The sequence below is a fragment of the Desulfosarcina ovata subsp. ovata genome, from assembly GCF_009689005.1.
Taxonomy (GTDB): Bacteria; Desulfobacterota; Desulfobacteria; order Desulfobacterales; family Desulfosarcinaceae; genus Desulfosarcina; species Desulfosarcina ovata.
Map to the genome: position 1 here is coordinate 2606434 of NZ_AP021879.1, position 26329 is coordinate 2632762.

The following is a 26329-nucleotide window of genomic DNA, read 5'->3' on the forward strand; positions in this document are numbered from 1 at the left end:
ACAGACTCGGCCATAAGGAAAACATTAAGATGGACTGGACCCCGGAAGCAAAGCGAGCGATCGAGAAAGTACCGCCTTTTGTTCGCAAAATGGCTGGCAAGGCAGTGGAGGCCTATGCCAAGGACAAGGGGATGGGCACGGTAACCCTGGAAATTGTCCAACAGGCAAAAGAAAAAATGATGGGGCGGTTTTCAAAAAACGAGGACCGCGCCACCGCTGGCTTGTCCGGATTCAACGTGGGCATGAACCGCCGTCAGACCATGCACCTGACCGACCAGCGGTCTTTTCTGGCCAATGAAACCGACGATCCCCTTCACGAGGCATTTGACCGCAAACTGGCCGTTCATGCCATGCCCCGCAACAAAACAATTCCGCTTGAACATCTTCACCGGTACTGGGCCGAGGTCATGTCCGAAGATCATGTGGGCCAGCCGATGCGCACCATTTATATCCACATCCCCTTCTGCCGGAGTCATTGCCTGTTTTGCGGATTTTATCAAAATGCCTACCAGCCTGAAAAGGCGCACCAATACGTGGATGCCCTTCTCGAGGAAATGGCCGGGACCGCGCAGGAACCCTTCGCAAAACGCGCACCGTTTCAGGCCGTTTATTTCGGTGGCGGCACACCGACCGCCCTGCCCGCCAATGATATTTACCGGCTGGTGGGTGGCGTGAAGACCTTTTTTCCTCTGGCCAATGATTGTGAATTGACCCTGGAGGGCCGGTTCCACGATTTCGGCGAAGACAAAATCGAGGCTGCCCTGACTGCCGGCGTGAACCGCTTTTCTTTAGGCGTGCAGACGTTTGACACCGCAATCCGCAAGTCCCTCGGCAGGCGGGAACCAGAAGAGAAATTAATTCAAATGTTGACCCACCTGCGGGATCAAGGTGCCGCCGCGATTATCATTGATCTGATTTACGGCCTTCCCGGTCAAACCATGGACATCTGGGAAAAGGATCTTAAGACCTATCTTGATCTGGAGATCGATGGTTGCGACCTGTATCAACTCAACATATTCGCCGGCGGGCCGCTGGAAAGCGCCGTTCGTAACCAGACCCTGCCCAGGCCGGCCACCTTACGGGAACAGGCCGATTTTTATCAATGCGGTGTGGACCGTTTATCGGCCGCCCACCAACGCCAGCTGTCCATCACCCATTGGGCACGAAATACCCGCGAGCGAAGTCTGTATAACGCCTTGTCCCGGGGCCGCAGCGAATGTATTCCCCTGGGCGCCGGCGCTGGTGGCTGGCTGGGCAAACACATGTTCTTCCTGGAAGGAGATTTAAACGCCTATATCCAGCGGGTACAAACAGGTAAAAAACCCCTCGTCATGGGATACGGCGGCGATCAGCACCACCTGCTGCTCAGGGACATCGCCTGCCAGATCGAGTTGGGATACTGCGACATGAAATCCCTATCGGCTCGGCATGGAATGGACCTTTTCGCCATGACGGGCCACGTGGTCGATCAGTGGGAAAAAGTGGGCTTGATCCGAATGGACGACGGCGTGCTTCATCTTACGCGCGCGGGAGCGTTCTGGGCGGTCAATCTGTCCCAGATCATAATTGATCTCGTCCAGATGCAGAATACTAATACAGGCTTTACATGGAGACAGAGGTGAAAGCGAAGAGATGAAAGAATTGAAAAAGGGCAAGACTGTCGGCAAGTGGTTTTTATATGGCATTAGCGTGATATCGAGTATTTTATTTTTGAGGATGGCGGCTTTGGCGGAGAACCAAGGTGAAGAGAATATCTTATCGTACGCGGTCCGATGTCTGCCCTTTATGGTTCGGACGCCATGGCCGGCGTCATCAACATCGTGACGCGCAAAGCCAGTGAAAAAAGATCGTTTAGCGGCAAAATCATTGGTGGTATGGCGGAGAACGGTGATCGTGAGACAACCATTGTGCGGGCCACGGGCGACTTGGGTGCTGTCGGCAACACCCACCACCGGCTTTCGACGGAATTTAAAAAACGGGGCGACTACCGTCTCGAGGACGATCAGCCCTATACCAGCTTGAAAAACGACGACATGGGCGACCTTTCCCTGCATGCCTACTACCGCTGGATCCATGACTATTACGGCTCGGATCCCAATTTACCCCGGGGCTCGGACCCGGTGAATTCCAACTTTGACGTTGTCGACGTCAAACTGGACTATCGGTTCTTTGACCACCATCTGATCAGCGTGGGTATCGACAACCTGTTCGATAAGGAAACCCCGGCCAACTATACCAAGGGCGGATCGCCCCTGGATCCCGGAGAGCGTTATTATTACGTGAGTTACAGCATCAACTATTAACCCGTAAGGAGGCTTTTCAATGAAGCGCATGAAACAAACCATGGCCATTATTGTTCTTGTGGGCATCTGCATTTGCCTGAGCACAACAGTGAATGCCCACAAACTGTGGCTCAACGCCACAGACTACTACCCGGAAATTTTCTCTCACCCCAAATACGCCCCCCAGCCTCGGGCGAAGACCGTTATCTATTTTGGTTGGGGCCATAAGCTGCCAGTTTCCGACCTGTTCAGTGACGATTATCTCGATACGCTCCTTATGGTTGATCCCACCGGGAACAAAACCGAACTCGAACCCGGCAAGGGGGGGTTCATGGCAACGGAACTGCTGATGAAAAACGAAGGCGGCCGTGTCATCGCCGCATCCGTCAAACCGGGCTTCCATGGTGATGTTAAGGGGAAAAAGAATTTTTATGAGATGCGATACGAAATGTATGCCAAGGCACTGATCGCCGTGGGATCTTCCAAGCATGATGTTTTCCTGAAACCGATCGGTCAACGTTTCGAAATCGTCCCCCTGCAGGACCCCAAAGACCTGAAACCCGGCGACTGGCTCACGTTCAACGTGCTCTTGGATGGGAAACCGGCCAGGGGAGTGGAAATTTCCGCATCCCCTTACGCCAAACCGCTGCTGACCGTCGTCGATAACCTGACCTACAAGGAAACCGGAAAAATAAAGCTCATGGATTGTTCCGGCCCCTGGATTGTAACAGCCAAACTGGAGTTGCCGGCAACTGCCGAATTCAAGGATAAGTGTTCCAAGCTCTATTTTATCTCAACCCTGACATTCGAGGTGCCCTAAGAGCCTGCCCTAAGAGCCTGTTTGAGAAGTCTCAAACAGGCTCTAAACATTTCAATCTTTCGCGGGCATGGCCCGATCAACGATCAGCTGCTTAGCCGTTTAGGCCGTAGGCTGAAGGACGGGCGGTATGCGGTCTGTCTCGACGATTGCCCAAATTCCTTCCATGCCCGCCTGTAGGATCTGGCCATGCCTGCGACCCGATCGATCCGGCCAACATCCTTGTCGCGGCCATGGGCCGCTCCTGCAATGGTCTGTGATGTGAGCTATCAGCTAATTGCTAACGGCTAACAGCCCGCCTTTACCCTGATGAAAGAAATGAAAAATTGCGCCACATCATCGAGGTTCAAAATCTGTCAAAAACCTTTGCCAACGGGGTCAGTGCGGTCAGGGAGGCCTCCTTCCATGTTCAGGAAGGCGAGATTTTTGGATTCCTCGGGCCCAACGGCGCCGGCAAATCCACCACCATCATGATGCTCACCACCCTTCTGGCACCCAGTTCCGGCAGGGCCAAGATTGCCGGTTTCGATGTCCGCACCCAGGCCAATCAGGTCCGGCCCAACATCGGCTACATCTCCCAGGATCTCGCCGTCGATGACCACTTGACGGGCAGACAGAATTTAATGCTCCAGGCCGGTTTCTATCACCTGCCCAAAAAAAAGGCGGCCGCAAGAATCGAGGTGCTGCTTGACCTCGTCGATCTTGCGTCCCGTGCCGACGATGCGGTCGAGACCTATTCCGGTGGAATGCGCAAGCGACTGGATATCGTATCGGGCCTCATTCACCAGCCCCGGGTGTTGTTTCTCGATGAGCCCACCCTGGGGCTGGACATCCAGACCAGAAGTCAGATCTGGGAATATATCGACTATCTGCGAACGGAAAAAAAAATGACCCTTTTTCTGACGACCCACTACATGGAGGAAGCCGATTTTCTCTGTGACCGGGTTGCGATTATCGACAATGGCACGATCAAGGCCATGGGTTCACCCGGGCACTTGAAGAACCAGATCGGCACCGAAATGGTGCGCATGCGCTTCGACGAATCGGATGGCGATGGTCTTAGCGATGCATTGCGCCGTATCGGCGAACTGGATGTCGTCGAACGTATCGAGAAACGGGGTGGTCAATTCACGGCCGTGGTCAAGAGCAGTGACGCGGCCATCCCGTGCATTTGCCGTTCCAGCCTTTCGACAGGCGTGAAAATCAGTTTCATGGCCGCCGAAAAGACCAGCCTGGCCGATGTGTATATGGCCTTCACCGGCAAGGCGCTCAGAGACGAATCGGGCGGCGGGGCGGATGCGCATCGGACCCGCAGAGCCCTGCAACGAATGAGGTCCTGACCATGCCGGCCTTTTTAAGTGACATCTACCATGTGTGCTGGCGGGACATGCAGCGTTTCTTCTCGCAACGCTCGAGAATTCTCCTAACCCTGGTTCAGCCGTTGATCTGGCTGGTACTGATGGGCAACATCATGTCCGGGATGACCCGCTCCGCCCATGGAACCGGCATGCTGGCCGGGGCGCGATACATCGATTTCATGACGCCGGGCATCATGATCATGACGGCACTGTTCAGCGGCACGTTCTGCGGCTTTTCCCTGGTCTGGGATCGGCGGTTCGGCTTCCTGTACAAAATGCTGGTCGCGCCGGTCAGCCGGATGGCGATTCCCGTGGGCAAGATGACGGCCACCGCCATCCAGATCGCCCTTCAGGTGGTCATCATCGGCATTATCGCCCTTTGCATGAACGTGCATTTCTCGTCCGGAGTATTGGGTTTTCTCATGATCGTGATCATCGCCGGCATCTTCAGTTTTGCCATGGCGGGAATCTCACTTTCGATCGCCATCCATTTCAAGACCCTCGAGGGGGTCCATCCCATCCTGAATTTCATCAGCATGCCCCTGATGTTCACCAGCAATGCGGTTTTCCCAAGGGCGGCCATGCCCGATTGGATGAAGGTAATTTGTGACTGGAATCCGCTGACCCACGCCATCACCCCCATGCGCACCCTGGTGGTGGAGGGATGGGTCTGGGATCAGATCCTTCCGGGACTGGCGGTCAATCTCACCTTCGCCCTGGTGATGGTCCTGATTTCAACCCTGCAGTTCCGGCGATCCATTGGTTAACGACACATTCCTTTTAACGGCATACAGCATCAGAAGAGAAAAGGATGACACACGACAGCGAAAAATTAAAAATCGCCGGCTTCAGGGTGATCTACGGGCCGAGCACCATCGGGCGGGTCTATCATCGGGCGGCGGAAAACGTTACGCGCGAGGGCACACGGGTGGAACTGCAATACAGCCAACCGCCGGCCATAGGCATGCCGGTTCCCTCGCCCGAGTGGATCGAGTTTGCCAAAAACGAAGCCGACGCGGTGTTCTTCGGCTTTCCCCAAGAGTTCAAGGTTCTCCAAGAAATTTTCGAGGATCTTGCTCGGACCCTGAACAAACCGGTGGTCCCGGTTTCCCCCGAAGTCATCGCCCTGGGCAACCTGGCCGAAGCGGATCTTGCGCGCGCCGTCGACTATCATCTTTATAGCGGCCGGGAGAACATCGAGGCCTTTTTCGGCTGGCTGGGAGAACTGGCCGGGAAATCGGCGCCGGGTCAATCCAATGAACCCCGCGAAATGCCCTGGGCGGGCATCTGCCATCCGGAAAGCAAAAAAAGCTTCGACGATCTCGACGCCTATCTTGCCTGGTATCCCAAGCGGCAGGCGTATGTGGGGTTGCTGTTTCCCCGCATCTTCTGGGTGGAGGAGAACCTGGCCTCCTTCAACGCCCTGATCGAGGAGATCGAGGGACGGGGCCTGGGGATGATCCCCGTGTTCAGCGATGGCTGGTTCGGCCGGGTCAAGAACGACGACGTGATTCGTAGGTATTTCATGCGCGGCGACCAGGCGATCATCGAGACCCTGATCAGTTACAGCGCCTTTTTTCTCAAGTCTCGCCAAAATCAGGCGGCCATCGAACAGGAGTCGAGCACGGACGTCCTGGAACAGCTCAACGTCCCCGTCATGAAAATGATCCATGCCGCCCGCCAGACCGAGGAACAGTGGCGCAGCGACATCCAGGGCCTGAACCTGCCCCAGGTGATCATCAGTATTACCCTGCCCGAGTTCGATGGCCTGATCGAACCGATCCTGGTCGGCGGATCCGAGGGCACGGGCGACTATGCACCAGCCATTCCCTTCCCGGATCAGATCTCCTATCTGGTGGACCGCATGGTGCAATGGATCCGCCTGCGCCATAAACCCGCTGCCGAGAAAAAGATTGCTTTCGTGCTGCTCAATTCGCCCTGCAAGAGCGTGGAGGCCACGGTGGGCACAGCCTTCGGCCTGGACAGCCTGGAAAGCCTGGCCCGCATTCTCCACCAGATGAAGGCCCTCGGATACCGGATGGATTGGGTGCCGGAAAACGGAAAAGAACTGATCGAGACGATCATGGCGCGCAAGGCCCTGCCCGACTTCCGGTGGACCACCATCGATGAGATCGTCTCCAAGGGCGGGGCGGCGGATTTCGTATCCCTCGACCGCTACCGGGATTGGTTTGCCACCCTGCCCGCCGAAGCCCGCGACAAGGTCGTGGCCGCCTGGGGGGATCCGGACGAGACCCGCCATCTGTCCGGCGTTCAGAAACTCTCCTTCGGACTCCACGACGGCCGCATCGTCATTTCCGGTATTCAAACAGGCAACGTGTTTATCGGCGTTCAGCCCAAACGCGGATGCGCCGGGTCACGCTGCGACGGCGAGGTCTGCAAGATCCTGCACGACCCCGAGGTCCCACCGCCCCACCAGTGGTTGGCCTGGCACCAGTGGCTGGAAAACGACTTCGGCGCCGATGCTGTGGTGCATGTAGGCACCCACGGAGTTCTGGAACTGCTGCCGGGCAAGACCACGGCCTTGACCGAGTCCTGTTTTCCGCGCATCTCCCTGGGCAAGGTACCCCATCTGTACATCTACAACCTGACCAATCCCATGGAAGCCGTGGTCGCCAAGCGCCGCAGCAACGCCGTGATCACCGACCACATGCCGCCGGTGCTGGCCACCATGCGCCTTTCCGAGGATCTGGCCGATCTGGAAGAACTGCTGGAAGACTATCAAAAGGCCGTCCAATTGAAGGAGAAACCGCGGGCCGCGACACTCTTCACCCAGATCGAGGAGAAGGCCCGGGTTGCCGGTCTGCTGGCAGAGGATGCGGCCGCCGACCCTGAAGGTTTGCATGAGAAATTGACCCTGTTGCGGGAGAGCCAGTTCCGCGACGGGCTGCATATTTTCGGCCAGGCGCCGGAAGGCGAGGCCCTGGCCGAATTGCTCAACACCGTGCTCAAGACGGCGCAGCCCGACTGCCCGGCCCTGCGCGACTCCCTGGCCACATGCTTCGGATGGGATTTGGATGCCCTGCTCAATGCCCCGGAGAAAACCGGCCCCACCGGCGTGAGTAACGGCAAGCTGCTGGATGAGCTGGATCGCTTGGGCCGGGATATCCTGCTGACCCTGATTCAGACTCCGCCCGATACCGTGGACCGGGCCATCGAATCCGCCCGGGGGGTGCTGGGCGCCTTCGCCGAAAGCCGCGATCTGGTTTTGCAGGACGAAACCGAACTGCTGCAAACGCTGCTGGCCAAGGCTCTGCGCATCATTCCCCTGGTCGGCCGCACCACCGATGAAATGCGGCATCTGCTGCGCGGCTTCGACGGCGCGTTCATTCCGCCCGGCGCTTCCGGCGCATTGGCCCGGGGCAAGGTGGAAGTCCTGCCCACCGGCCGCAACCTCTACTCCATCGACCCCTGGCGGATTCCCACGGCTGCGGCCTGGACCGTGGGAATGCGCCTGGCCGACGACCTGATCGCCCGTTATATCGCGGATGAGGGCGCCTGCCCGGAAACCATCGGTTTCACCCTGCGGGCCATGGATCCCTATCGCTCGGACGGCGAAATGATTGCCCAGATTCTCTATCTTTTGGGAATCGAGCCCATATGGTCGGCGGGACGGGTGGTGACACTGAGGCCCATCGCCCTGGATCAACTCGATCGTCCCCGGATCGACTGTACGATCAACCTCTCCTCCATGCTGCGCGACGGCATGCCCCGGGCCTTTGAATTGATCGATCAGGCGGTCCGCATGGCCGCCGATCTGGACGAACCACCGGAGAAAAATTACGTGCGCAAGCATGTGCAGGAACGAGAGGCGGAGCTTTCCGCCGACCATGACGTCGAGGAGGCCCGGCGACTGGCCACCTTCCGGATCTTCTCGTCGGCGCCGGGCAGCTACGGCACCGGCGTGGAACTGGCCGTGGCTGCCTCGGCCTGGAAAGAGGAAAAGGACCTGGCCGGGGTCTATTTCCAGTGGACCAGCTATGCCTATGGCGATGGCGTCTATGCCCGGCAGGCAACCGATGAATTGATCCACAATTGCAGCCGGGTGACCGTGACCTTCGAGAAATTCGACTCCGACGAGATCGATCTGTTGGACTGCTGCCATATGTACGGCGTGCACGGGGGGTTCACCAACGCGGTGGAAGTGGCCTCGGGGCAATCGGTACAGACCTATTTCGGCGACACCAGCGACCCGGCCCGCCCGGCCATCCGCACCCTTAAGGAGGAACTCTCCCGCATCGCCCACACCCGGCTGTTGAATCCGGCCTGGATAGAAGGCAAAAAACGCCACGGCTACAAGGGCGCCGGCGATATCTCCAGCCGCACCAACCACATGTACGGATGGCAGGCCACCACCAAGCAGGTGGAGAACTGGGTGTTCGACGGCATCGCCGAGAAATTCATCTTCGACGAGGCCAACCGCCGGTTTTTCGAGGAGAACAATCCCTGGGCCTTGGAGGAGATCGGCCGGCGCCTGCTGGAAGCCGAAAGCCGCGGATTGTGGCAGGCCGACCCTGACACCCTGGAGCAACTGAAGGAGCGCTATCTTGAAATCGAGGCATGGATGGAAGACCGCATGGGGGATGTGGAAGGCGATTTCCAGGGCGGCGCCGTGGATATCATGACCGCCGATGATATTCCCGGCTGGAAGGAGAAAATGGAGGCGATTCAGGCCAAGCTTTAAAGGAGAAATCGATGATACCCGTACCCGAACTTCCCGATATTGATATCGAAACATTTCATCAATCCCTGAACGGGGGCGAAAAACTGTTTCTGATCAAGGCCGCCATCGATCACGAGGTATTCGAGTTTTGCGAAAAACCGGCAACCGCCGCGGATTTTTCCTCGACACGCGGCACCCACGACGGTTTGACGGAAAAGTTTTTCAACGCGTTGGCCGCCGCCGGACTGTTGACCAAAACCGATTCGACATTTCAAAACAGCCCGCTTTCCTCGGCCTGCTTTATTGAAGGCAAGCCCTTTTATCAGGGCAACCTGATCGGCTTGATGTTGAAAACCCGGCTGGAACGTTGGTCCAACCTAGGGAAGTGCCTGAAAGAGGGCCCGCTGCAACCCAAAAACGATCGACGCCAGGTTTTCGATGCCCGCTTCATCAAGGCCATGGCCGAGGGCGCCATGCGCGGCGGTTTGCACCGCACCGTCGCGACCGTGACGGCGCTGCCCGAATTTCAGACGGCCAGTAAGCTGGTCGACATTGGCGGCGGGCACGGTTTGTACGCCATCGCCTTCGCCCAGGCCAACCCCAACCTTCAAAGCGTGGTGTTCGACCTACCCCAGGTCGTGGACGTCACCAGCGACTACATTCAATCCTATGCGATACAGGACCGGGTGACGGCCGTGGCCGGCGACTATACGACAGACGATTGGGGACAAGGCGTCGATATCGTCTTTGCCTCGGACTGTCTGTACCGGCCCCCGGAAGTTCTGGTACCGGTTCTGAACAGAATAAAGGATTCGCTCAACCCGGGCGGGCTGTTCATTTCCAAACACTGGATGATGGATGATGAACGCACCTCGCCGGACACCACGGTATACTTCGATCTGATGGTCTCCTTGATGGGCAATTTCTCCGGCCACATCTATACCCGCACGGAATGGCGTCAGGAAATAGAGTCAACCGGTTTTGCCGTCGAGGGTGTCGATATCTCGTCGCCATCAAAACCGTCCATGCTTTTCGTGGGTAGAAAATCATGAGAATAAACAATGAAATCCAGGACGTGCTGGCAAACAGCATCATCTATCTGGCCACGGCATCGAAGAACGGCATCCCCAACGTGGTGCCCATCGGCGGCAAAAAGCTCATCGATGACCAAACCCTGCTCATCGTGGATGTGCTGCTGAATAAGACAAAGCAAAACATCCTCGAGAATCCGCTTGTCGCGATCATCGTCGAAGATCTCAAACGCGAGAAACCCATCTCCTGCCAACTAAAAGGAACGGCCAAATTTTACATGGATGGTGAATATCTTCAAGAAGCCAAGCTAGTTTCGGAAAATGCCTGGGCCAGACGCGAAAAGGCCGGACACAAGAAAAAATATAAGGTCCGATCCGCCCTCCTGGTTAGCGTTGAAGAGATATACTCCAATATGCACGGCGGCAGAAAAATCGCAGAGGAACCCGCATGACTTTCAAAATAAACATAAGGTGGTTTGTCCTTCGATCCTTTCTATTTCTGGTCTGCACCCTCGTCGCCGGCTGTTCCGACAAGGCGGAAGAAACCCAACCGCAGCCGTCGCAACTGGTCATCGGTTCCCAGTTCGACATCGGCGGCAGTGTCGACCCCCGGCAGGGCCTCGGCGGCCCCTGCCGGGCGCCCAAGCTGCTGATTTATGAAACGCCGGTCTATTTTGACGAGAACTATCAAATGCAGCCGCTCTTGTTCACCGCCTGGACACCCGCTGATGATGCGAAGACATGGACCGTTCATCTGCGTAAGGGCGTGCGCTTCACGGACGGCACGCCACTTTCGGCCGACGCCCTGATCTTCTCCATCCGCTATATGGCGAGTCCCGGATCGCACCTGGCCGATATCGGTGAGATGAAGGCCATCGACGATCACACCGTGCGCCTGACGTTGAATACCCCGGACGCTGTCTTCATCCACACCCTCTCCTCGCTGCCCATCATGAGCCCGTCCTGCGTGGATCAAAACGGCCATTTTATCCAGCCGGTGGGAACCGGGCCGTTCAGATTCGTCGAGTATACCCAGGGAAGGCAGCTGGTCTACCAGCGCAACGATGATTACTGGGGCCCGAAGCCCGGGGTGGAAAAGGTGGTTTTCAAATTCATTCCGGACTTCAACACCCGCTCCCTGGCCCTGGAATCGGGAGAGATCGACATCGCCGACTACCTGCCGGCCGAAATTCTGAAGACGCTCGAGGCCGATCCTCGCTTCACGGTGGCCCGCAAAACACCCAGTCCCTGTCCCAACTGGATCGGGTTGAACACCAACAGGCCGCCCTTCGATGATGTAAGGGTGAGAAGAGCGGTCAATTATGCCGTCGATGTTCAGGCCATCGTCGACCGGTTGATCAACGCCATCCTGCCCGGGCTGGCCGTTCCCGCCACCCGCGGCCCCCATTCCCAGCCGCTGTTCGCGGACATCGTCCATCCGGATCTCAAATGGTACGGTTATGATCCGGTGGCCGCCCGACGGTTGCTGGCCGAGGCCGGCTGGCAGGATTCGGACGGCGACGGCATCCTGGATAAAGAAGGCGCGTCGCTCAAGGTGGAGCTGATATCCTCGCTGCTGTACGCCGAGGGGACCGAGATCGCCGAAGCCGTGCAGAGCCAGCTGGCCGCCGTGGGCATGGATGTGCGGGTGCGGGTACTGGAATCCGGCGCCCGGTTTCAGGCCTACCGGGAGAAGCGATACGATATGATCGAGCTGGCCGGGATATGCCCCCACAACGATCCCTCGCCGTGGTATGAGTACTATTTCCACTCCAAAAAGCAGCGGGCCTACTGCGTGATCGAGAACCCGGCCATCGATGCCGGGATCGACCGGCTGGCGACAACCGTTGACGAGGAGGATCGCCGGCTGGTGCTCTACCAACTTCAAGCACTGCTGGAGGAGACCGCACCGGGTATTTTCCTGTATATCCAAAAGGGCGCCATGGCCTTTCGCAGCGACCTGAAAGGCTTTAAAACCCATTGCGGCATGTCCGGCGCGTTCTCGTATGCCCGGTTTGTGCATTGATAAGGAGCCTGGACCGGATTGCTCATGGACGAGTATCTATTAAAACGGATGGTCTCCTCAGTCATCGCCATCACCGGCGTCAGCCTGCTGACCTTTTTGCTGCTGTTTGTGCTGCCCGGAGATCCCGCCGAAATGCTGGCGATTGCCAAATACGGTCCCCGGGACGCCACCCAGGCGGCCATCGATCATCTCATCCGCCAGGAAGGGCTGGATCAGCCGGTTGTACTCCAGTATGCCCGCTGGCTCAAAGGAGTACTCGGTGGCGACATGGGAATATCGCGCATATCCGGCAAGCCGGTGTGGCAGGAAATCAACGTTCGGCTACCGGCCACGCTCTATCTGGCAGGTACCAGCCTGGTGATATCCCTGTGCGTCGGACTGCCGCTGGGCATTGTCGCCGCACTGCAGCGGGGCACGTGCTGGGACCATCTGGCCACGGGTACATCGTTGATCGGCGTTGCCATTCCCAACTTCTGGCTGGGCCTGATCCTGATTCTCGTGTTCGGCCTTTATTTGGGATGGCTGCCGACATTCGGATACGGAACCCTGCCCCATCTGGTCCTGCCCGCTGCCACCGTGGGCATCTCCATGGCTGGCATCACGGCACGCCTGACCCGCTCGGCCGTCATCGACGTACTGGGCCAAGCCTACATCAAAACTGCCCGGGCCAAGGGATTGCCCGGCCACGTCATTTTAGGCCGGCATGTGATCAAAAATGCTCTGATTCCCATTATCACTATCGCCGGCATACAACTGGGCCATCTGTTGGAGGGAACCGTGATCATCGAAATGGTATTCGCCTGGCCGGGCATCGGCCGTTTGCTGATCGAGGCCGTGCACAACCGTGATGTGTCGCAGATCCAGGGCTGCGTGCTTTACATCGCCATCGTTTTTTGCCTGGTCAACGTTTTTATCGACCTTTTATACACCCGGCTCGACCCACGGGTAAGGCTCAATGACCGTGACTGACCTCCTTTCACCCATCGGCCGTTTGGCAGAAAACAGGCTCGCCCTGGTCGGCGGTATTCTCATCCTGATCGTCAGCCTGATGGCGGTGCTGGCACCCCATGTCGCGCCCCACGATCCCCGGCAAACCGATCTGGAGCAGAGCCTGACGGCGCCCAACCGCACCTTTCCCTTGGGCACCAATAAACTCGGCCGCTGCGTTCTCTCCCAGATGATCTACGGGGCCAGGGTGACCCTGGCGGTGGGCGTGGGCGTTGTGCTGGTCTCGGCCCTGGTCGGGATGATCCTGGGCGTCGTCTCCGGCTACTACGGCGGGATGGTCGACGAGGTGATCATGCGCCTGGTGGACGTCATGTTTGCACTGCCAGGAATCCTGCCGGCGTTGATCATCGCCGGCCTGCTGGGGCCCAGAATCCTCAACCTGATGCTGGCACTGACAGTCACTGCCTGGGCCGCCTACGCCCGGATCGTGCGCGGTAGTGTGCTGACGATCAAGCCCCTGCCCTTCGTGGAATCCGCAAATGCCCTGGGAGCCTCGCATCTTTACATCATCCGGGTGCATATCATTCCCAACTGCTTGGCGCCGGTCATCGTACTGGCGACATTCGGCGTGGCCCGGGCGATTCTGGCCGTGTCGGCCTTGAGTTTTCTGGGCCTGGGCTGCCAGGCCCCCAATTTTGATTGGGGGGCGATGCTGAAGGAGAGCCTCCTTTACATGCGCAGCGCGCCGCACCTGGTCATTTTTCCGGGCCTGGCCATCATGCTTCTGGTACTGGCCTTCAATTTTCTCGGTGATGGGCTGAGAGATATCATGGACGTCCAATCAAATCGAAAGAACGGTTACTAGCCATGGCGCTTTTAGATATTCAGCACCTGAATGTCCGCCTGGCAACCCGTGCCGGCATGGTCGCGGCCAGCAGCGACGTCAATTTACGCATCCGCCATGATGAACGTCTGGGTCTGATCGGCGAAACCGGATGCGGAAAATCCATCCTCGGTCACGCCCTGGTCGGGTTACTGCCCGAAAACGCCGTGGCCACCGGAAAAATTATTTATGACGGCGAGAATCTGCTGGCACAGCCCGAAGCGGCCCTGCAAAATATCCGGGGCCGGCACATCGCGATGATTTTTCAGGATCCCCATTCATCGCTCAATCCGGTGCTGACCGTTTATGAACAGCTGATGGAAGTCTACCGCTACCGGCTCAAGGTCCCGCGCCAGTCCATCAGGGCCATGACCGTTCACCTTCTGGAGCGGGTGGGGATCGACGCGGAGCGGTTGGACGACTATCCTCACCAGTTCAGCGGCGGCATGCTGCAACGGGTGATGATCGCCATGGCCATCGCCTTTCAACCACGATTGCTGGTGGCCGATGAGATCACAAAGGGATTGGATCGGCCGGTGAAGTGGAAGATCGTCAACCTGATCCGGGAGGTGACAGCAAGGCGCAGCATGTTGCTGATCACCCATGACCTTCAGGTGGCCCGTGCCCTTTGCGACCGCATCGCGGTGATGTACGCCGGCGAAATCGTGGAAATCGACCGCACCGAGAGAATTTTCCACGGCCCGGCCCATCCCTACACCCAGGGACTGATCGGCGCCTTGCCTGCCGCGGGTCTGCATCCCATTGCCGGTCAGCCCCCCGGGCTGACCCGTCTGCCCGCGGGGTGCCGGTTTCACCCCCGCTGCAAAGTAAGGGAGCGTGCCTGTTCGCAACGTCACCCCCAGCTCAGGCCACTGGGCGAGGACCGTTACGTGAGGTGTATCTGAATGCCGCTTTTAACCGTGGAAAAGCTGACCAAATGCCTCACCTCCGGTTTTTTGCAGAGGAAACAGCGATGGGTGGTACGAGAGGTCTCCCTTGCCATCGACAAGGGAGAGACCCTGGGTTTGATCGGTGAGAGCGGCAGCGGCAAGACGACCCTGGCACGCCTGATCGCCGGGCTGCTTCGACCGACCGCGGGCCGGATTGTCTTCGACGGAACGTCCCTGTCCGGCGCAAGGAGCAAACAGATCCGCTCGGTCAGGAAATCGCTGCAGATCGTATTTCAGAATCCCGAGACCGCGTTCAACCCGAAAATGAAACTGAAAGCGAGCCTGGCCGAACCCCTGCGCATCCACGAAAATCCGGGGAGAAAAGCGATCGGCAGAGACGTCATCGACATGGCCCGGCGGATAGGACTCGACGAAGAGCTTCTCGACCGCTACCCGCACCAACTCAGCGGCGGGCAGATTCAGCGGGCGGTGCTGGCGCGCCTGTTGTGTTTGAATCCCCGGCTCATCATCCTGGACGAACCCACATCCATGCTCGACGTATCCTGCCAGGCCCAGATCCTGGGCCTCCTGAAGGAGATCCAGCAATCCTTGGGAATTGCCTACTTGTTCATTTCCCATGACCTGGAGGTGGTGGCCCACATGAGCGACGCCATCGGAGTGCTGCACGAAGGCGAGCTGATCGAATACGGAGCCAAACAACAGGTACTGGAGACGCCGCGGCATCCCCATACCCGGTATCTGATACATGGAGAAAGGGATGTTGATCCGGAGGAGGCAAACCCGGTTGAAGTCCCTGACCGCCGGCAGTGGGTGATGGAACAGTGTTAAGTACTATTCTACCCACATTTTCTCAAAAACCGCGCGCCGGGGAACGGTATTGTCACCTTGCTCAAAGAGAAAATTTCTTGACATCACGACGTCCAACGAATATAATTTTTTAGCCTTGAATAGCGGCAGAAGTCGCGTTTGGATTGTTGAGCGTCTAAGAAATCCGCCCCCAAAAGCGGTGAAAAACGAAAAGACGAAAAATCAAAGGCCACGAAGGTCATGCTTCCGTAAAAGGAAGTGGCGTCGTGGCCTTTTTCTGTTTGGAGTGGCGGCCGGTATCCCGGCAAAGAATAACCGGCCGCCGGTGCATACCCCCTCGCGGGGAGGGGATGAACGGCTTCTTATCACCGAAGGCCTTCGGCCGTCAATAGAGCGAACCAGACATCCCACCCAATTAGTCATCCAATAAAAGCTTACGGGGCAACCGCATCCTGATGCCGGCGTGTTTATTCAAGCATCGGCGGCGTGCTGCTCCGCGGCGGGAAAGGCACGGCCGTACGCGCCCTGGCCCGCCTCCTGCCGGGCATGCCGGTGGTCCAAAGATTGTCCGTTTCAACTGCCGACCGGTGCTCATGCATTGGATATGAATGTCAGGGCCAGATTGTATTCTAGGAGAAGAATAATGGGACACGAGACAAAAAGAATAAAGATTGCCGGGTTCAGGGTGATTTACGGCCCGAGTACCATCGGGCGGATCTACGAGCAGTCCGCGGAAAAATCCACTTCCCGAGGGATGACCATCGATTTGCGCTACTGCCAGCCGGCGGCGGCCGGTGTTCCGTTGCCGCCTTCACAATGGCTGGATTTTGCCAGAGAAGAAGCCGATGCGGTCTTTTTCGGTTTCCCATCGGACTTCAAGGCACTTGGCGAACTTTTCGGCAATCTGACCAAAGAACTGGACAAACCCGTGATCCCGGTAACGCCCGAGCTGGCCGCAATGGGAACCCTGCCGCCGGATATCATCGAACGGGCGCTTAATTATCATGTGTACGGCGGCAAGGAGAATATCGAACAATTCCTGAGCTGGCTGGGAGAGTTGGCCGGCAACGTGCCGGCCGGGACCTCGAACGGACCCAAGGATCTTCCCCGGGCGGGCATCTACCATCCCGGGACCGACCGGTATTTCACCGATCTCGAGGACTATCTAACCTGGTACAAGAAGCGGGAACCATTGGTCGGCCTGTTATTTCCCCGGACCTTCTGGGTCGAGGAGAATCTGGCCGCTTTTAACGCCATTGTTCATGAAATCGAAAGCCGCGGCGCTGGCGTGATTCCTGTTTTCAGCGATGGCTGGTTCGGCCAGGTAAAAAACGATGATGTCATCCGGCAGTTTTTTATTCATGATCATCGGGTCAGGATAGAAGCACTGGTGTCCTACAGCGCCTTCTTTCTCAAATCCCGCCAAAAGCAGGCGGCCATTGAGCGGGAAGCGACGACCGATGTGTTGAAACAGCTCAATGTACCGATTTTAAAGATGATTCATGCCGCCCGCCAGACCGAGGAACAATGGCGGGCCGAACCCCAAGGGCTGAACCTGCCCCAGGTGATCATCAGCATCACCCTCCCCGAATTTGACGGGTTGATCGAGCCGATCCTGGTGGGCGGCTCCGACGGCACCGGCGACTATGCGCCGGCCAAGCCCTTGGCGGGACAGGTGCCCTATCTGGTCGATCGGCTGATGCAGTGGATTGCGTTGCGACATAAAACCAATGCCGAAAGAAAGGTGGCGTTCGTTCTGCTCAACTCTCCCTGCAAGAGCGTCGAGGCCACGGTGGGCACGGCCTTCGGTCTCGACAGCCTGGAGAGCATGGCCCGCATCATGCAGAAAATGCAGGCGGCGGGTTATCGGCTTGACTGGGTCCCGGAAAACGGCCGGGAGCTGATCGATGAAATCATGGGGCGCAAGGCCCTTCCCGATTTTCGCTGGACCACCATCGATGAGATCGTGTCCAAAGGCGGGGCAGCCGATTTCGTGCCGCTTGAGACCTACCGGCAGTGGTTTGCCACCCTGCCGCCCGATGCCCGTGAAAAAGTGTCGGCCGCCTGGGGCGACCCGGATGCGACCCGGCAGCTTTCGGGCGTTCAAAAGCTCTCCTTCGGGCTTCATGAGGGTAAAATCGTCATCTCGGGCATTAAAAACGGCAATGTCTTTATCGGCGTGCAGCCCAAGCGGGGCTGCGCCGGATCGCGCTGTGACGGAGAGGTCTGCAAGATCCTGCATGATCCCGAGGTGCCCCCGCCCCACCAGTGGCTGGCATGGCACCAGTGGCTCGAAAACGACTTCGGCGCCGATGTGGTGGTGCACGTGGGCACCCACGGCGTACTCGAACTGCTGCCGGGCAAGACGACGGCCCTGACCGAGTCCTGCTTCCCGCGCATTTCCCTCGGCAAGGCGCCCCATCTATACATCTACAACCTGACCAACCCCATGGAGGCGGTGGTCGCCAAGCGCCGCAGCAATGCGGTCATCACCGACCACATGCCGCCGGTCTTGGCCACCATGCGTCTTTCCGACGATCTGGCCGACCTGGAAGAGCTTCTGGAGGATTATCAAAAGGCCGCCCAACTGAAGGAGAAGGCGCGCACGGCAGCGCTTTTGACGCAGATTGAAGAAAAGGCCAGGGCTGCCAAGCTGTTGCCCGAAGACAAGGCAGCCGATCCGGATGTGCTGCATGAAAAGCTTACCCTGTTGCGGGAAAGCCAGTTCCGTGACGGGCTGCATATTTTCGGGCAGGCACCCGAAGGCGAGGGCCTGGCCGAAATGCTCAACACGGTACTCAAGCTGGATCAGCCCGATTGCCCGGCTTTGCGGCGGGCATTGGCGGAGCAGTTCGGGTGGAACTTCGATGCCATGCAGGAGGCGCCCGAGCAAACCGCCGTTGCCGGCGCCACCAACGGCAAACGGATGGATGACCTGGATCGGCTGGGGTGCGATATGATCCTCGACATCCTCGACATGCCGCCCGATGCGGCAGACGAAGCCATGGAGCGGGCCCAAAAGCACCTGACGGATTTTACGCAAAGGTGCCACCTTTCTGTCCTCAACAACAGCGATTCACTTCAAACCGTACTGGCCAAAGCCTTGCGCATCATTCCCCTGGTTTGCCGCACCACCGATGAGATGAAGAACCTGCTTTGCGGCTTTAACGGCGAGTTTATCGAACCCGGTGCTTCAGGCGCCCTGGCCCGCGGGAAAGTGGAAGTGTTGCCCACCGGGCGAAATCTTTACTCCATCGATCCCTGGCGGATGCCCACGGCAGCGGCCTGGGCCGTCGGGAAACGGCTGGCAGACGATCTTTTTGCCCGGTATATCGAAGATGAAGGCGCCTATCCTGAAACCGTCGGCCTGACCCTGCGGGCCATGGACCCCTACCGTTCGGACGGCGAAATGCTCGGCCAGATTCTGTATACCCTTGGTGTTGAACCGGTCTGGTCGGCCGGGCGGGTCATCCGTCTTACCCCCATTGCCTTGGAAACATTGGGACGGCCGCGCATCGACTGCACGGTCAACCTGTCCTCCATGCTGCGCGACGGGATGCCCCGGGCCTTTGAATTGATTGACCAGGCCGTCCAGATGACAGCCGAGTTAGATGAGCCGGTGGAGCAGAATTATGTGCGCAAGCATGTCCTCGAACGCGAGGCAGAGCTGGCCGGCGAACATGATGCCCAGGATGCCAGGCGTCTTGCCACGTTGCGGATTTTTTCCGCGGCACCGGGAACTTACGGCACAGGCGTGGAAACGGCCATTGCCGCATCCGCCTGGCAGGATGAAAAGGATTTGGCCGGGGTCTATTTCCAAAATGCCTCCTATGCCTATGGCCAGGACCTTTACGCCCGCAAAGCGGTGGATGAACTGATTCACAATTGCAGCCGGGTGACGATCACTTTCGAAAAGTTTGATTCCGACGAAATCGATCTGCTCGATTGCTGCCACATCAACGGGTGGCACGGCGGCTTTACCAATGCGGCTGAAGTCGCTTCAGGCAAGAAAGTAAAAACCCTTTACGGCGACACCAGTGATCCGAACCGGCCGGCCATCCGCACCCTTAACGAGGAACTTTCCAGGATTGCCCACACCCGGCTCTTGAACCCGGCCTGGATCGAAGGCAAGAAGCGCCACGGGTACAAAGGGGCCGGCGATATTTCCAGTCGGGCCAACCACATGTACGGGTGGCAGGCCACCACCAAACAGGTGGACAACTGGGTCTTCGACGGCATCGCTGAAAAATTTCTCATAGATGAAGAGAACCGTCAGTTTTTTGAAGAAAACAATCCCTGGGCCCTGGAAGAAATCGGCCGCCGGTTGCTGGAAGCCGAAAGCCGGGGATTATGGAAGGCTGACCCGGAAATCATGGAGCAGTTAAAAGAGATTTACCTTGAAATCGAGGGGTGGCTGGAAGACCGGATGGGTGACGTGACAGGTGATTTTCAGGGCGGTGCCGTGGATATCATAACCTCCGCCGATATTCCCGGCTGGAAAGAAAAAATGGAGGAGGTTTATGCAAAGCTTTAAAATATGCGCCACGGCGATAATCGCCGTGCTTATATTTTCAGGATGCGCCCAAAAAGGGAACCAGGGAGATGAAAATCTGACGATTGATTCCGTGGTGTTTACCCGGACCGGCCTTTTTCTGAAGATGAGCGAGCCCGTATCCATCCAAAAGGTAGTGCTTTCCAAAGACGGCCGGATACTTGTTACCCATTCCCCGGGAACCGCCGGTCAAGCGCTGATCGACTTGGCGTGGTGCAATAATACCAAATATGATCTGGAGGTGGTGACGGATAAGGCCTCACTGGCAATGCCGGTCTATGCGCCTGAAAAACCAAGTCCCGTCAAGATCGCTGAGATCCCCCTGGAAGACCTGGAAAAAAAAGAAATGGAGTACCTGTACTATGCCTGGCGCGGGGCACAGGCCAGGTTTTCGCCGGACGGTGCGTTTATCGGCGTGGGATCGAAAGGAGGATATGTGTATCTGGTCCGGGTGTCTTCCAAAAAAATTGTATGGAAGCACAAAATCCCGGAAGGGAGGGTCTCCAAGGTCGCCTTTACGAATGACGGGAAATTGATCGCCGCCGAAGAAAGCCGGGATGGCAACGTGTATTGTTTTGACGTGAACAGCGGGGACCTGCTCTGGACGTATCGCAGCGCCAATGATTTCGATATGCAAGGTTTCCACCCCAAAACCATGGGAGACCGGTTTCCCAATTATCCCCTGGTCTGCTGGGGCCTCTGCGTGGACGCAAAAAGCAACGTCTATGTGATGATTCGTCACAACCTTGAGAAAACGGTCAACGGCCGTAGGAAATCCATGACAACCGCCCTGGTATGCCGGCTGAACACCCAAAACGGAGAGCCGGTCTGGAGATTTCCCATCAACACCTCGGCCTGGGGCCTGATCCTGTCCCGGGACGGGCGGTTTGTATTTGCCGAAATCGGTTTTGCCAAGGAAGCGGTACTGTCCGTGCTGGACACCCGGTCCGGAACACCGCTTTGGCAATATACATTCACCAGCCCGGCGAAAGGGCCTCGATCCCGCTGGGGCACAGGCTTCAATGGCGCCATATCGCCCGACGGCCGCTATGTGGCGATCAATCAGACCTACCCGAGCACAACTTTTTTATTTGACAACACAAAGTCCATTGAGTCCGGCCGACCGGAGCTGTTGTGGAAAAACCAGTTTCTCAAAACTCTGGACGTGGGAGGGATTCCCATCGGTACCAGCAGCATCAACATAGAGTTGACCGATACGGAACTGATTTTCAGTACCTACCGCGCCCAGGCGACGGGAAGGAGTACGAGCCCCACGGCGGTCCCGGCCATGCATCCGGATGCGGATACTTTGTTCGTATATGATTTTAACGGCAACCTGAAATGGAAATGGAAAATAGGGGACGGAACCTGGAACAGCGAGGGGATCATCTCGACGGACGGAAGATATCTGGTCCTGCCCATTGGGGTGGTACCAAGCAATGCCCTTGCCGACCCGGAGGGTATGGGCGTGTATGTATTTGAACTGTCCAGGCCGGGCGGCGCCTCTGCCAAGCTGGACTGGTTCCACCATACGGAAGGGTTTGCCTACAAGGGCGACATCAGTCCGGACGGTAAAACCATCGTGGTGCTGGAAGGGCCTTTTGACGTCGATCCGGACCCGTTGAAGGAAGATATCAGGGGGAAGCACAGGTTGATCATTCTGTCATGACCAAGGGACTTATAGGCCTATTTGTTGTTTTCTTGCTGCTCTGCATGGTTGAACCGGCCACGGGCATGCGTTTGCCCTCGCCCGGGAGCGACAGCCCGATGGGCCAGGTGATTCTTCAGGTTCCCTATGGCATAAAGAATAGCGATGTCATGAACAGCACCGGACTCGTCGTCCGGGATAGCGTGATAACGTCCATGGTGATCGTGGAAAGCTACAGCCCTGCCCCCTTTGATGCGAATTTGACCGTGGAGATCCCCAAGCCCTTCCTTCCGGTAAAAACCGGCGAGGAATTCGAAATACGGGAAGAGGCGGACAAATACGTGCTCTCCGCCCGATTCAGGCTGGTTACGGAATTCGACGATTGGTACCGGCTGTTGCATATTCGGATTCCCGCCACCATCAAACCCGACAAATATCTCATCCGGGCAAAGGCCTGCCTCACCGGTCCGAACCGCAAAACACAAAACGCGGTTATCGATCGGCAGGCGACGATCCGGGTCGTCGCCCCAGAGGAACTGGATCGACTCCTTATGGTTCCATCCATCAACATTCCCGCCGACATGGAAGGAAAAATGGATGAAAAAAAGGGAAAAAACTGTCTGGTATTGCGCTCCGGACTGGGATTCCTGGGCAAATTATTGGGTTCGGGAGAAGATGACGATGTGCTTCCGGTCTCATTCGTGGCCGTGCACATGATCAATCGCGCGGACGAGGACGCGGCCGTCCTGATCGGCTGGGAAGTACTGGATCAAACGACCGGGCAGGAGGCCCGGGGGTTCCGGATTTCCAAGAAGTTTCTGGAACTTCATGGCGGCGGCGATGACCGGATCTACTCCCAGATCCTGGCGCCTGCCGGACAAGCCATCGATTTCACGCTTCCCATTTTCGCGGATCGGGAAAGGGTATTGGCGGGTCGGTACGTGGGTCGAGTATACATGAAACTCTTCGGAAGCGAAACAATGCTCTTGTCCCGGGAATTCGCGCTGACGGTCAGGAAAATGAGCTGGTCTTCCATTGCAACGACCCTCTACGCCATCGGTGTTGCCATCGCTGTGGGTCTGTTTCTGATGGCTCGCCATCCCAGGCTGTTGCGACGGTTCAAGACCCGATGGTTGATCCTGATCGCACTTTTCGGATCTGTCAAGTTCATGGTCTCCCTGGTCCCCCGCGTTTTTCTCAATGAACTGTTCAACGGACTTCTGGGACCGTTCTCCGGCTTTGCAACCGGCTTGATCCGGGAAGGCATGACGAGCGTGTTTGTGATGGCCCTGGTTGTGCTGGTTCCCCTTCCCGGCGTGGTGACCCTTTCCATGCTCATGTCCATGGTATTGATCTGCATGATGGGGAATTTCAGTCCGGTCTACATTCTGTTCATGGCCGTTTCCATGTCCACCATGGAAATCGCGCTTTACCTCACGGGGTTTACCCGCGAAAAGGGAGATGAATTTACGCGAACCAAAACGGCCCTGCTCCTGGCTGCGCTGGGAGTGGGAGCGGCCAATGCCTTTGCCACGTTTGTGGATTACAACCTGCTTATGCTCCTCCACAGGCTCTATTATGCCAAATGGTTTGTCTTGGCAAACATTATCGTCGTCGGTTTCTTGTACTCAGCACTTTTCGCTCCGGCCGGTGTCATGCTGGGCAACAGACTACGGAGGGTCGCCACGGAATGATTCAGGTCGATATCTCGTCTTTCACTTATCCCGGCAAATCCGGGACCGCGCTTCAAAACGTTCGTCTGGGAATCGATCCGGGAGAATGCGTCCTGATTACCGGACCCACGGGATGCGGCAAGAGCACGCTTTTAAAATGTATCAATGGCATCATCCCCCATACGTCGGAAGGCACACTGACAGGAGACGTCGTGCTCAACGGCGTCAATACCAAAAACGCGTCCCTTCCTGTATTGGCAAAGATGGTGGGCCTGGTGCAACAGAATCCCGATGACCAGATCTTTTCTCTTACGGTGGAGGATGAAGTCGGTTTCGGACCGGAGAACCTCTGCCTGCCCATTGGCGAAATCGAGCAAAGGATCGATACGGCCCTCGGCCAGGTGGGGATGCGCCCCTACCGGAAGCAAAGCGTCAATGCCCTGTCCGGCGGCCAGAAACAAAGAGTCGTGATCGCCTCCATACTGGCCATGCAACCCGATGTTCTGTTGCTGGACGAACCGGCAAGTCAGCTGGACCCCAAAGGAGCGCGGGATATATTGTCCGTCATTGCGAGCATCCATTCCGAGACCCGGCGTACCATCGTGCTGGTGGAACATCGGATTCACGAAGTGGCGCATCTGGTGAATCGGGTCATCGTCATGGACAAGGGATGCATTGTCCTGGATGCGGATCGGGACCAGGTTTTTAAAAACCATATCGACCTTTTTTATCGACTGGGCTTGAGATTGCCGGAAACCATCGAACTATTTTATCAACTGGAACTGGAGGGCCTGCCCCTGACAGCGGAGGAAGCCTTGTTCGCCTTAAGAGAAGAACAGATTCCGGGCCATCCGGAAAATGGGCCCCTTCTCGGCATTTCAGATCCGAAAAAACCCTCGCAAAAAATCACATGCCCGGATTCGGCCGTGCGCATGGAAAATATCTGGTTCGCCTACGAGGATCGGAACTGGATCCTGAAAGGCATCGATCTCGGGATCCGACGAGGAGAGATTGTCGCCCTTCTCGGAAACAACGGATCCGGAAAATCCACCCTGCTGCTCCACCTGTGCGGCATCCTCAAGCCCGGCCAGGGAGATGTATCCGTCTTCGGCAGGAGCATCCGGGGAATGCGACCGGAGTCTCTGGTGGGCGAGGTCTCGGTCGTATTCCAGGACCCGAGCCTGATGCTCTGTTGCGACACGGTCTGGAAGGAAATCGCATTCGGTCCGCACAACATGAACATGCAACGCCCAGACCTGGAAGAAAGTGTACAAAACGCCTTGAAGGTGATGACCCTGGAGGATGAAAGGTCCCGGCCGCCCCAATCCCTGAGCGGGGGGCAACGGCTACGGGCCGCGGTGGCATCGGTTCTCTCCATGCGCCCCAGAATGCTGTTGCTGGATGAGCCCACCAGCGGACAGGACAGAAGAAACATCATCCGTTTCATGGAGCATCTGAAATTCCTGTCCACGGAAAACATCACGACCGTTTTCATTACCCATGACATGGAAACCGCCCTTTCATTCGCGGATCGGATCATCATCCTGGATGACGGAAAAATCATCGCGGACGGCGATCCCAGGGAGATCTTTCTGGATTTCGATATCCTGAACCGAACCGCGCTCCAGGCCCCGCAAAGCATCACCCTCAGCACCCGCCTGGGACTTTCCCCATGCTTATGCGTGAATGATCTGGCAAGGCAGTTAAAACCGGTGACGGCCCATGCTTAATGTAAGAAAAATTCTGGAGCCGAGCCTGAAAGACACGCTGGTGCACCGCATGGATCCACGGGCCAAGCTGATCGCGTTGACGTCGGTTTCCATTCTCTGTCTGCTGATCGACAAACCGGAGATTTTGATGGCCCTGTTCGGCCTGTCCCTTCTCGGTTATCCCTTGGCAAGAATTCCGATCCGGAACATCAAAATCTTGGCGGTTCTTCTGCTTTTGCTCGTTTGGGGGACCATCTATTCCCAGTCCCTGTTTTATCAGGAGCATCCCCGGACGATCCTGTTCACAATTCTTGCGGAGGACTCTTTGGGCATGCATTGGGAGGGGCTGCATGTATTCCGGGAAGGCATCGAGTATGGGGCGATTCAATCCATGCGGTTTGCAACCACCACTTCCCTGGCGCTTCTGTTTTACTGGACGACAAACCCCAGTGCCATGCTTTCCGGCCTGATTCTGTTGAAAGTGCCCTATGGGCTGGCATTCATGGCCATCACCTCCCTTCGGTTTATTCCGCTTCTCATATCGGAAGCCATCACCGTCTTGAGGGCCCAACGGCTCAAGGGATATTCGCCCTTCCGGATGACCAATTGGATCCGGACCTTATTCCTGGCCCTGGTCCCCATCCTGGCCAACTGTATACGCCGGTCCGCAAAACTGGCGGTTTCCGTTGAGGGAAGATCTTTTCAGCCCGATGGGTCCCGGACCTATTTGAAGGGGGCCCGACTTGGTTTCAGGCCTGTTGACCGGCTGCTCCTGGTGTGCAGCCTGACGGTTCTGCCCGTGTTTGTGTTTAAACTGCTCTACTGGCTTTATGCCAATAACTTTTACTATAACCCGCAATTCCGGTGGGTCTATGAAATTGCGGCAAACTACATCTAACGGCAATGGATAAAAAGAGACAAAAAAAAACGGTCGTTGCAATTCTGGTCGTCATCGTGCTGGGCGCGGCAGGGCTGTACCCATATCTTCGAAGACAACGAGTCA

Annotated in this window: 18 protein-coding genes; all 18 read left to right on the top strand. The window is 57.2% G+C overall.

The annotated features are described in order from the left end of the window. The first annotated feature begins 29 nt into the window (after window positions 1–29). Window positions 30–1622, top strand: coding sequence for a heme anaerobic degradation radical SAM methyltransferase ChuW/HutW (hutW, locus tag GN112_RS11675; RefSeq protein WP_155310380.1), 1593 nt, complete (start codon window positions 30–32; stop codon window positions 1620–1622). 150 nt (window positions 1623–1772) lie between these two features. Then, window positions 1773–2303, top strand: a complete 531-nt coding sequence (locus tag GN112_RS11680) for a TonB-dependent receptor (protein WP_155310381.1) — start codon at window positions 1773–1775, stop codon at window positions 2301–2303. 19 nt (window positions 2304–2322) lie between these two features. Beyond that, window positions 2323–3102 carry a DUF4198 domain-containing protein gene (locus GN112_RS11685; RefSeq protein WP_155310382.1) on the top strand — a complete coding sequence of 260 codons (780 nt, stop codon included), beginning with the start codon at window positions 2323–2325 and terminating at the stop codon, window positions 3100–3102. Between the two features lie 323 nt (window positions 3103–3425). Continuing rightward, a complete protein-coding gene (locus tag GN112_RS11690) occupies window positions 3426–4439 on the top strand; it encodes an ATP-binding cassette domain-containing protein (protein WP_155310383.1) in 1014 nt (337 codons plus the stop codon). 2 nt (window positions 4440–4441) lie between these two features. Further along, window positions 4442–5224, top strand: coding sequence for an ABC transporter permease (locus GN112_RS11695; protein ID WP_155310384.1), 783 nt, complete (start codon window positions 4442–4444; stop codon window positions 5222–5224). Between the two features lie 44 nt (window positions 5225–5268). Then, entirely contained in the window at window positions 5269–9159 is a 3891-nt protein-coding gene (gene cobN / locus GN112_RS11700) for a cobaltochelatase subunit CobN (RefSeq protein WP_155310385.1), read from the top strand. A gap of 11 nt (window positions 9160–9170) precedes the next feature. Further along, window positions 9171–10190, top strand: a complete 1020-nt coding sequence (locus tag GN112_RS11705) for a methyltransferase (protein WP_155310386.1) — start codon at window positions 9171–9173, stop codon at window positions 10188–10190. Beyond that, window positions 10187–10621: a pyridoxamine 5'-phosphate oxidase family protein gene (locus GN112_RS11710; protein ID WP_155310387.1), complete on the top strand. Its 435-nt coding sequence runs from the start codon at window positions 10187–10189 to the stop codon at window positions 10619–10621. Before GN112_RS11705 ends, GN112_RS11710 begins: the two co-directional genes overlap by 4 nt. Further along, on the top strand, window positions 10618–12195 hold the full coding sequence (locus GN112_RS11715; RefSeq protein WP_155310388.1) for an ABC transporter substrate-binding protein: 1578 nt from the start codon (window positions 10618–10620) through the stop codon (window positions 12193–12195). Before GN112_RS11710 ends, GN112_RS11715 begins: the two co-directional genes overlap by 4 nt. A 24-nt stretch (window positions 12196–12219) precedes the next feature. Then, the gene (locus GN112_RS11720; protein ID WP_155310389.1) at window positions 12220–13164 is read left to right on the top strand and encodes an ABC transporter permease; all 945 of its coding nucleotides are present in this window, start codon (window positions 12220–12222) and stop codon (window positions 13162–13164) included. Then, a complete protein-coding gene (locus GN112_RS11725; RefSeq protein ID WP_155310390.1) occupies window positions 13151–14008 on the top strand; it encodes an ABC transporter permease in 858 nt (285 codons plus the stop codon). Before GN112_RS11720 ends, GN112_RS11725 begins: the two co-directional genes overlap by 14 nt. A gap of 2 nt (window positions 14009–14010) precedes the next feature. Next, a complete protein-coding gene (locus tag GN112_RS11730; protein ID WP_155310391.1) occupies window positions 14011–14931 on the top strand; it encodes an ABC transporter ATP-binding protein in 921 nt (306 codons plus the stop codon). Then, window positions 14932–15765 (top strand): ABC transporter ATP-binding protein, encoded by an 834-nt coding sequence (locus GN112_RS11735; protein ID WP_155310392.1) that lies wholly within the window; start codon window positions 14932–14934, stop codon window positions 15763–15765. Window positions 15766–16387: 622 nt separating this feature from the next. After that, the gene (gene cobN, locus GN112_RS11740) at window positions 16388–20278 is read left to right on the top strand and encodes a cobaltochelatase subunit CobN (protein ID WP_162458893.1); all 3891 of its coding nucleotides are present in this window, start codon (window positions 16388–16390) and stop codon (window positions 20276–20278) included. Further along, window positions 20265–21965 (top strand): outer membrane protein assembly factor BamB family protein, encoded by a 1701-nt coding sequence (locus GN112_RS11745; protein ID WP_155310394.1) that lies wholly within the window; start codon window positions 20265–20267, stop codon window positions 21963–21965. The genes cobN (GN112_RS11740) and GN112_RS11745 overlap by 14 nt, the downstream gene beginning before the upstream one ends. Continuing rightward, a complete protein-coding gene (locus GN112_RS11750) occupies window positions 21962–23638 on the top strand; it encodes a hypothetical protein (RefSeq protein ID WP_155310395.1) in 1677 nt (558 codons plus the stop codon). The genes GN112_RS11745 and GN112_RS11750 overlap by 4 nt, the downstream gene beginning before the upstream one ends. Continuing rightward, window positions 23635–25347, top strand: a complete 1713-nt coding sequence (locus GN112_RS11755; protein ID WP_162458894.1) for an ABC transporter ATP-binding protein — start codon at window positions 23635–23637, stop codon at window positions 25345–25347. The genes GN112_RS11750 and GN112_RS11755 overlap by 4 nt, the downstream gene beginning before the upstream one ends. Next, window positions 25340–26224, top strand: a complete 885-nt coding sequence (locus GN112_RS11760) for an energy-coupling factor transporter transmembrane component T family protein (protein ID WP_155310397.1) — start codon at window positions 25340–25342, stop codon at window positions 26222–26224. The genes GN112_RS11755 and GN112_RS11760 overlap by 8 nt, the downstream gene beginning before the upstream one ends. The last annotated feature ends 105 nt before the right edge of the window (window positions 26225–26329 follow it).

Coding starts and splice junctions, on each gene's coding strand:
- hutW (WP_155310380.1), top strand. CDS start 30: ATGGACTGGACCCCGGAAGCAAAGCGAGCGATCGAGAAAGTACCGCCT.
- GN112_RS11680 (WP_155310381.1), top strand. CDS start 1,773: ATGTCTGCCCTTTATGGTTCGGACGCCATGGCCGGCGTCATCAACATC.
- GN112_RS11685 (WP_155310382.1), top strand. CDS start 2,323: ATGAAGCGCATGAAACAAACCATGGCCATTATTGTTCTTGTGGGCATC.
- GN112_RS11695 (WP_155310384.1), top strand. CDS start 4,442: ATGCCGGCCTTTTTAAGTGACATCTACCATGTGTGCTGGCGGGACATG.
- cobN (WP_155310385.1), top strand. CDS start 5,269: ATGACACACGACAGCGAAAAATTAAAAATCGCCGGCTTCAGGGTGATC.
- GN112_RS11705 (WP_155310386.1), top strand. CDS start 9,171: ATGATACCCGTACCCGAACTTCCCGATATTGATATCGAAACATTTCAT.
- GN112_RS11710 (WP_155310387.1), top strand. CDS start 10,187: ATGAGAATAAACAATGAAATCCAGGACGTGCTGGCAAACAGCATCATC.
- GN112_RS11715 (WP_155310388.1), top strand. CDS start 10,618: ATGACTTTCAAAATAAACATAAGGTGGTTTGTCCTTCGATCCTTTCTA.
- GN112_RS11720 (WP_155310389.1), top strand. CDS start 12,220: ATGGACGAGTATCTATTAAAACGGATGGTCTCCTCAGTCATCGCCATC.
- GN112_RS11725 (WP_155310390.1), top strand. CDS start 13,151: ATGACCGTGACTGACCTCCTTTCACCCATCGGCCGTTTGGCAGAAAAC.
- GN112_RS11730 (WP_155310391.1), top strand. CDS start 14,011: ATGGCGCTTTTAGATATTCAGCACCTGAATGTCCGCCTGGCAACCCGT.
- GN112_RS11735 (WP_155310392.1), top strand. CDS start 14,932: ATGCCGCTTTTAACCGTGGAAAAGCTGACCAAATGCCTCACCTCCGGT.
- cobN (WP_162458893.1), top strand. CDS start 16,388: ATGGGACACGAGACAAAAAGAATAAAGATTGCCGGGTTCAGGGTGATT.
- GN112_RS11745 (WP_155310394.1), top strand. CDS start 20,265: ATGCAAAGCTTTAAAATATGCGCCACGGCGATAATCGCCGTGCTTATA.
- GN112_RS11750 (WP_155310395.1), top strand. CDS start 21,962: ATGACCAAGGGACTTATAGGCCTATTTGTTGTTTTCTTGCTGCTCTGC.
- GN112_RS11755 (WP_162458894.1), top strand. CDS start 23,635: ATGATTCAGGTCGATATCTCGTCTTTCACTTATCCCGGCAAATCCGGG.
- GN112_RS11760 (WP_155310397.1), top strand. CDS start 25,340: ATGCTTAATGTAAGAAAAATTCTGGAGCCGAGCCTGAAAGACACGCTG.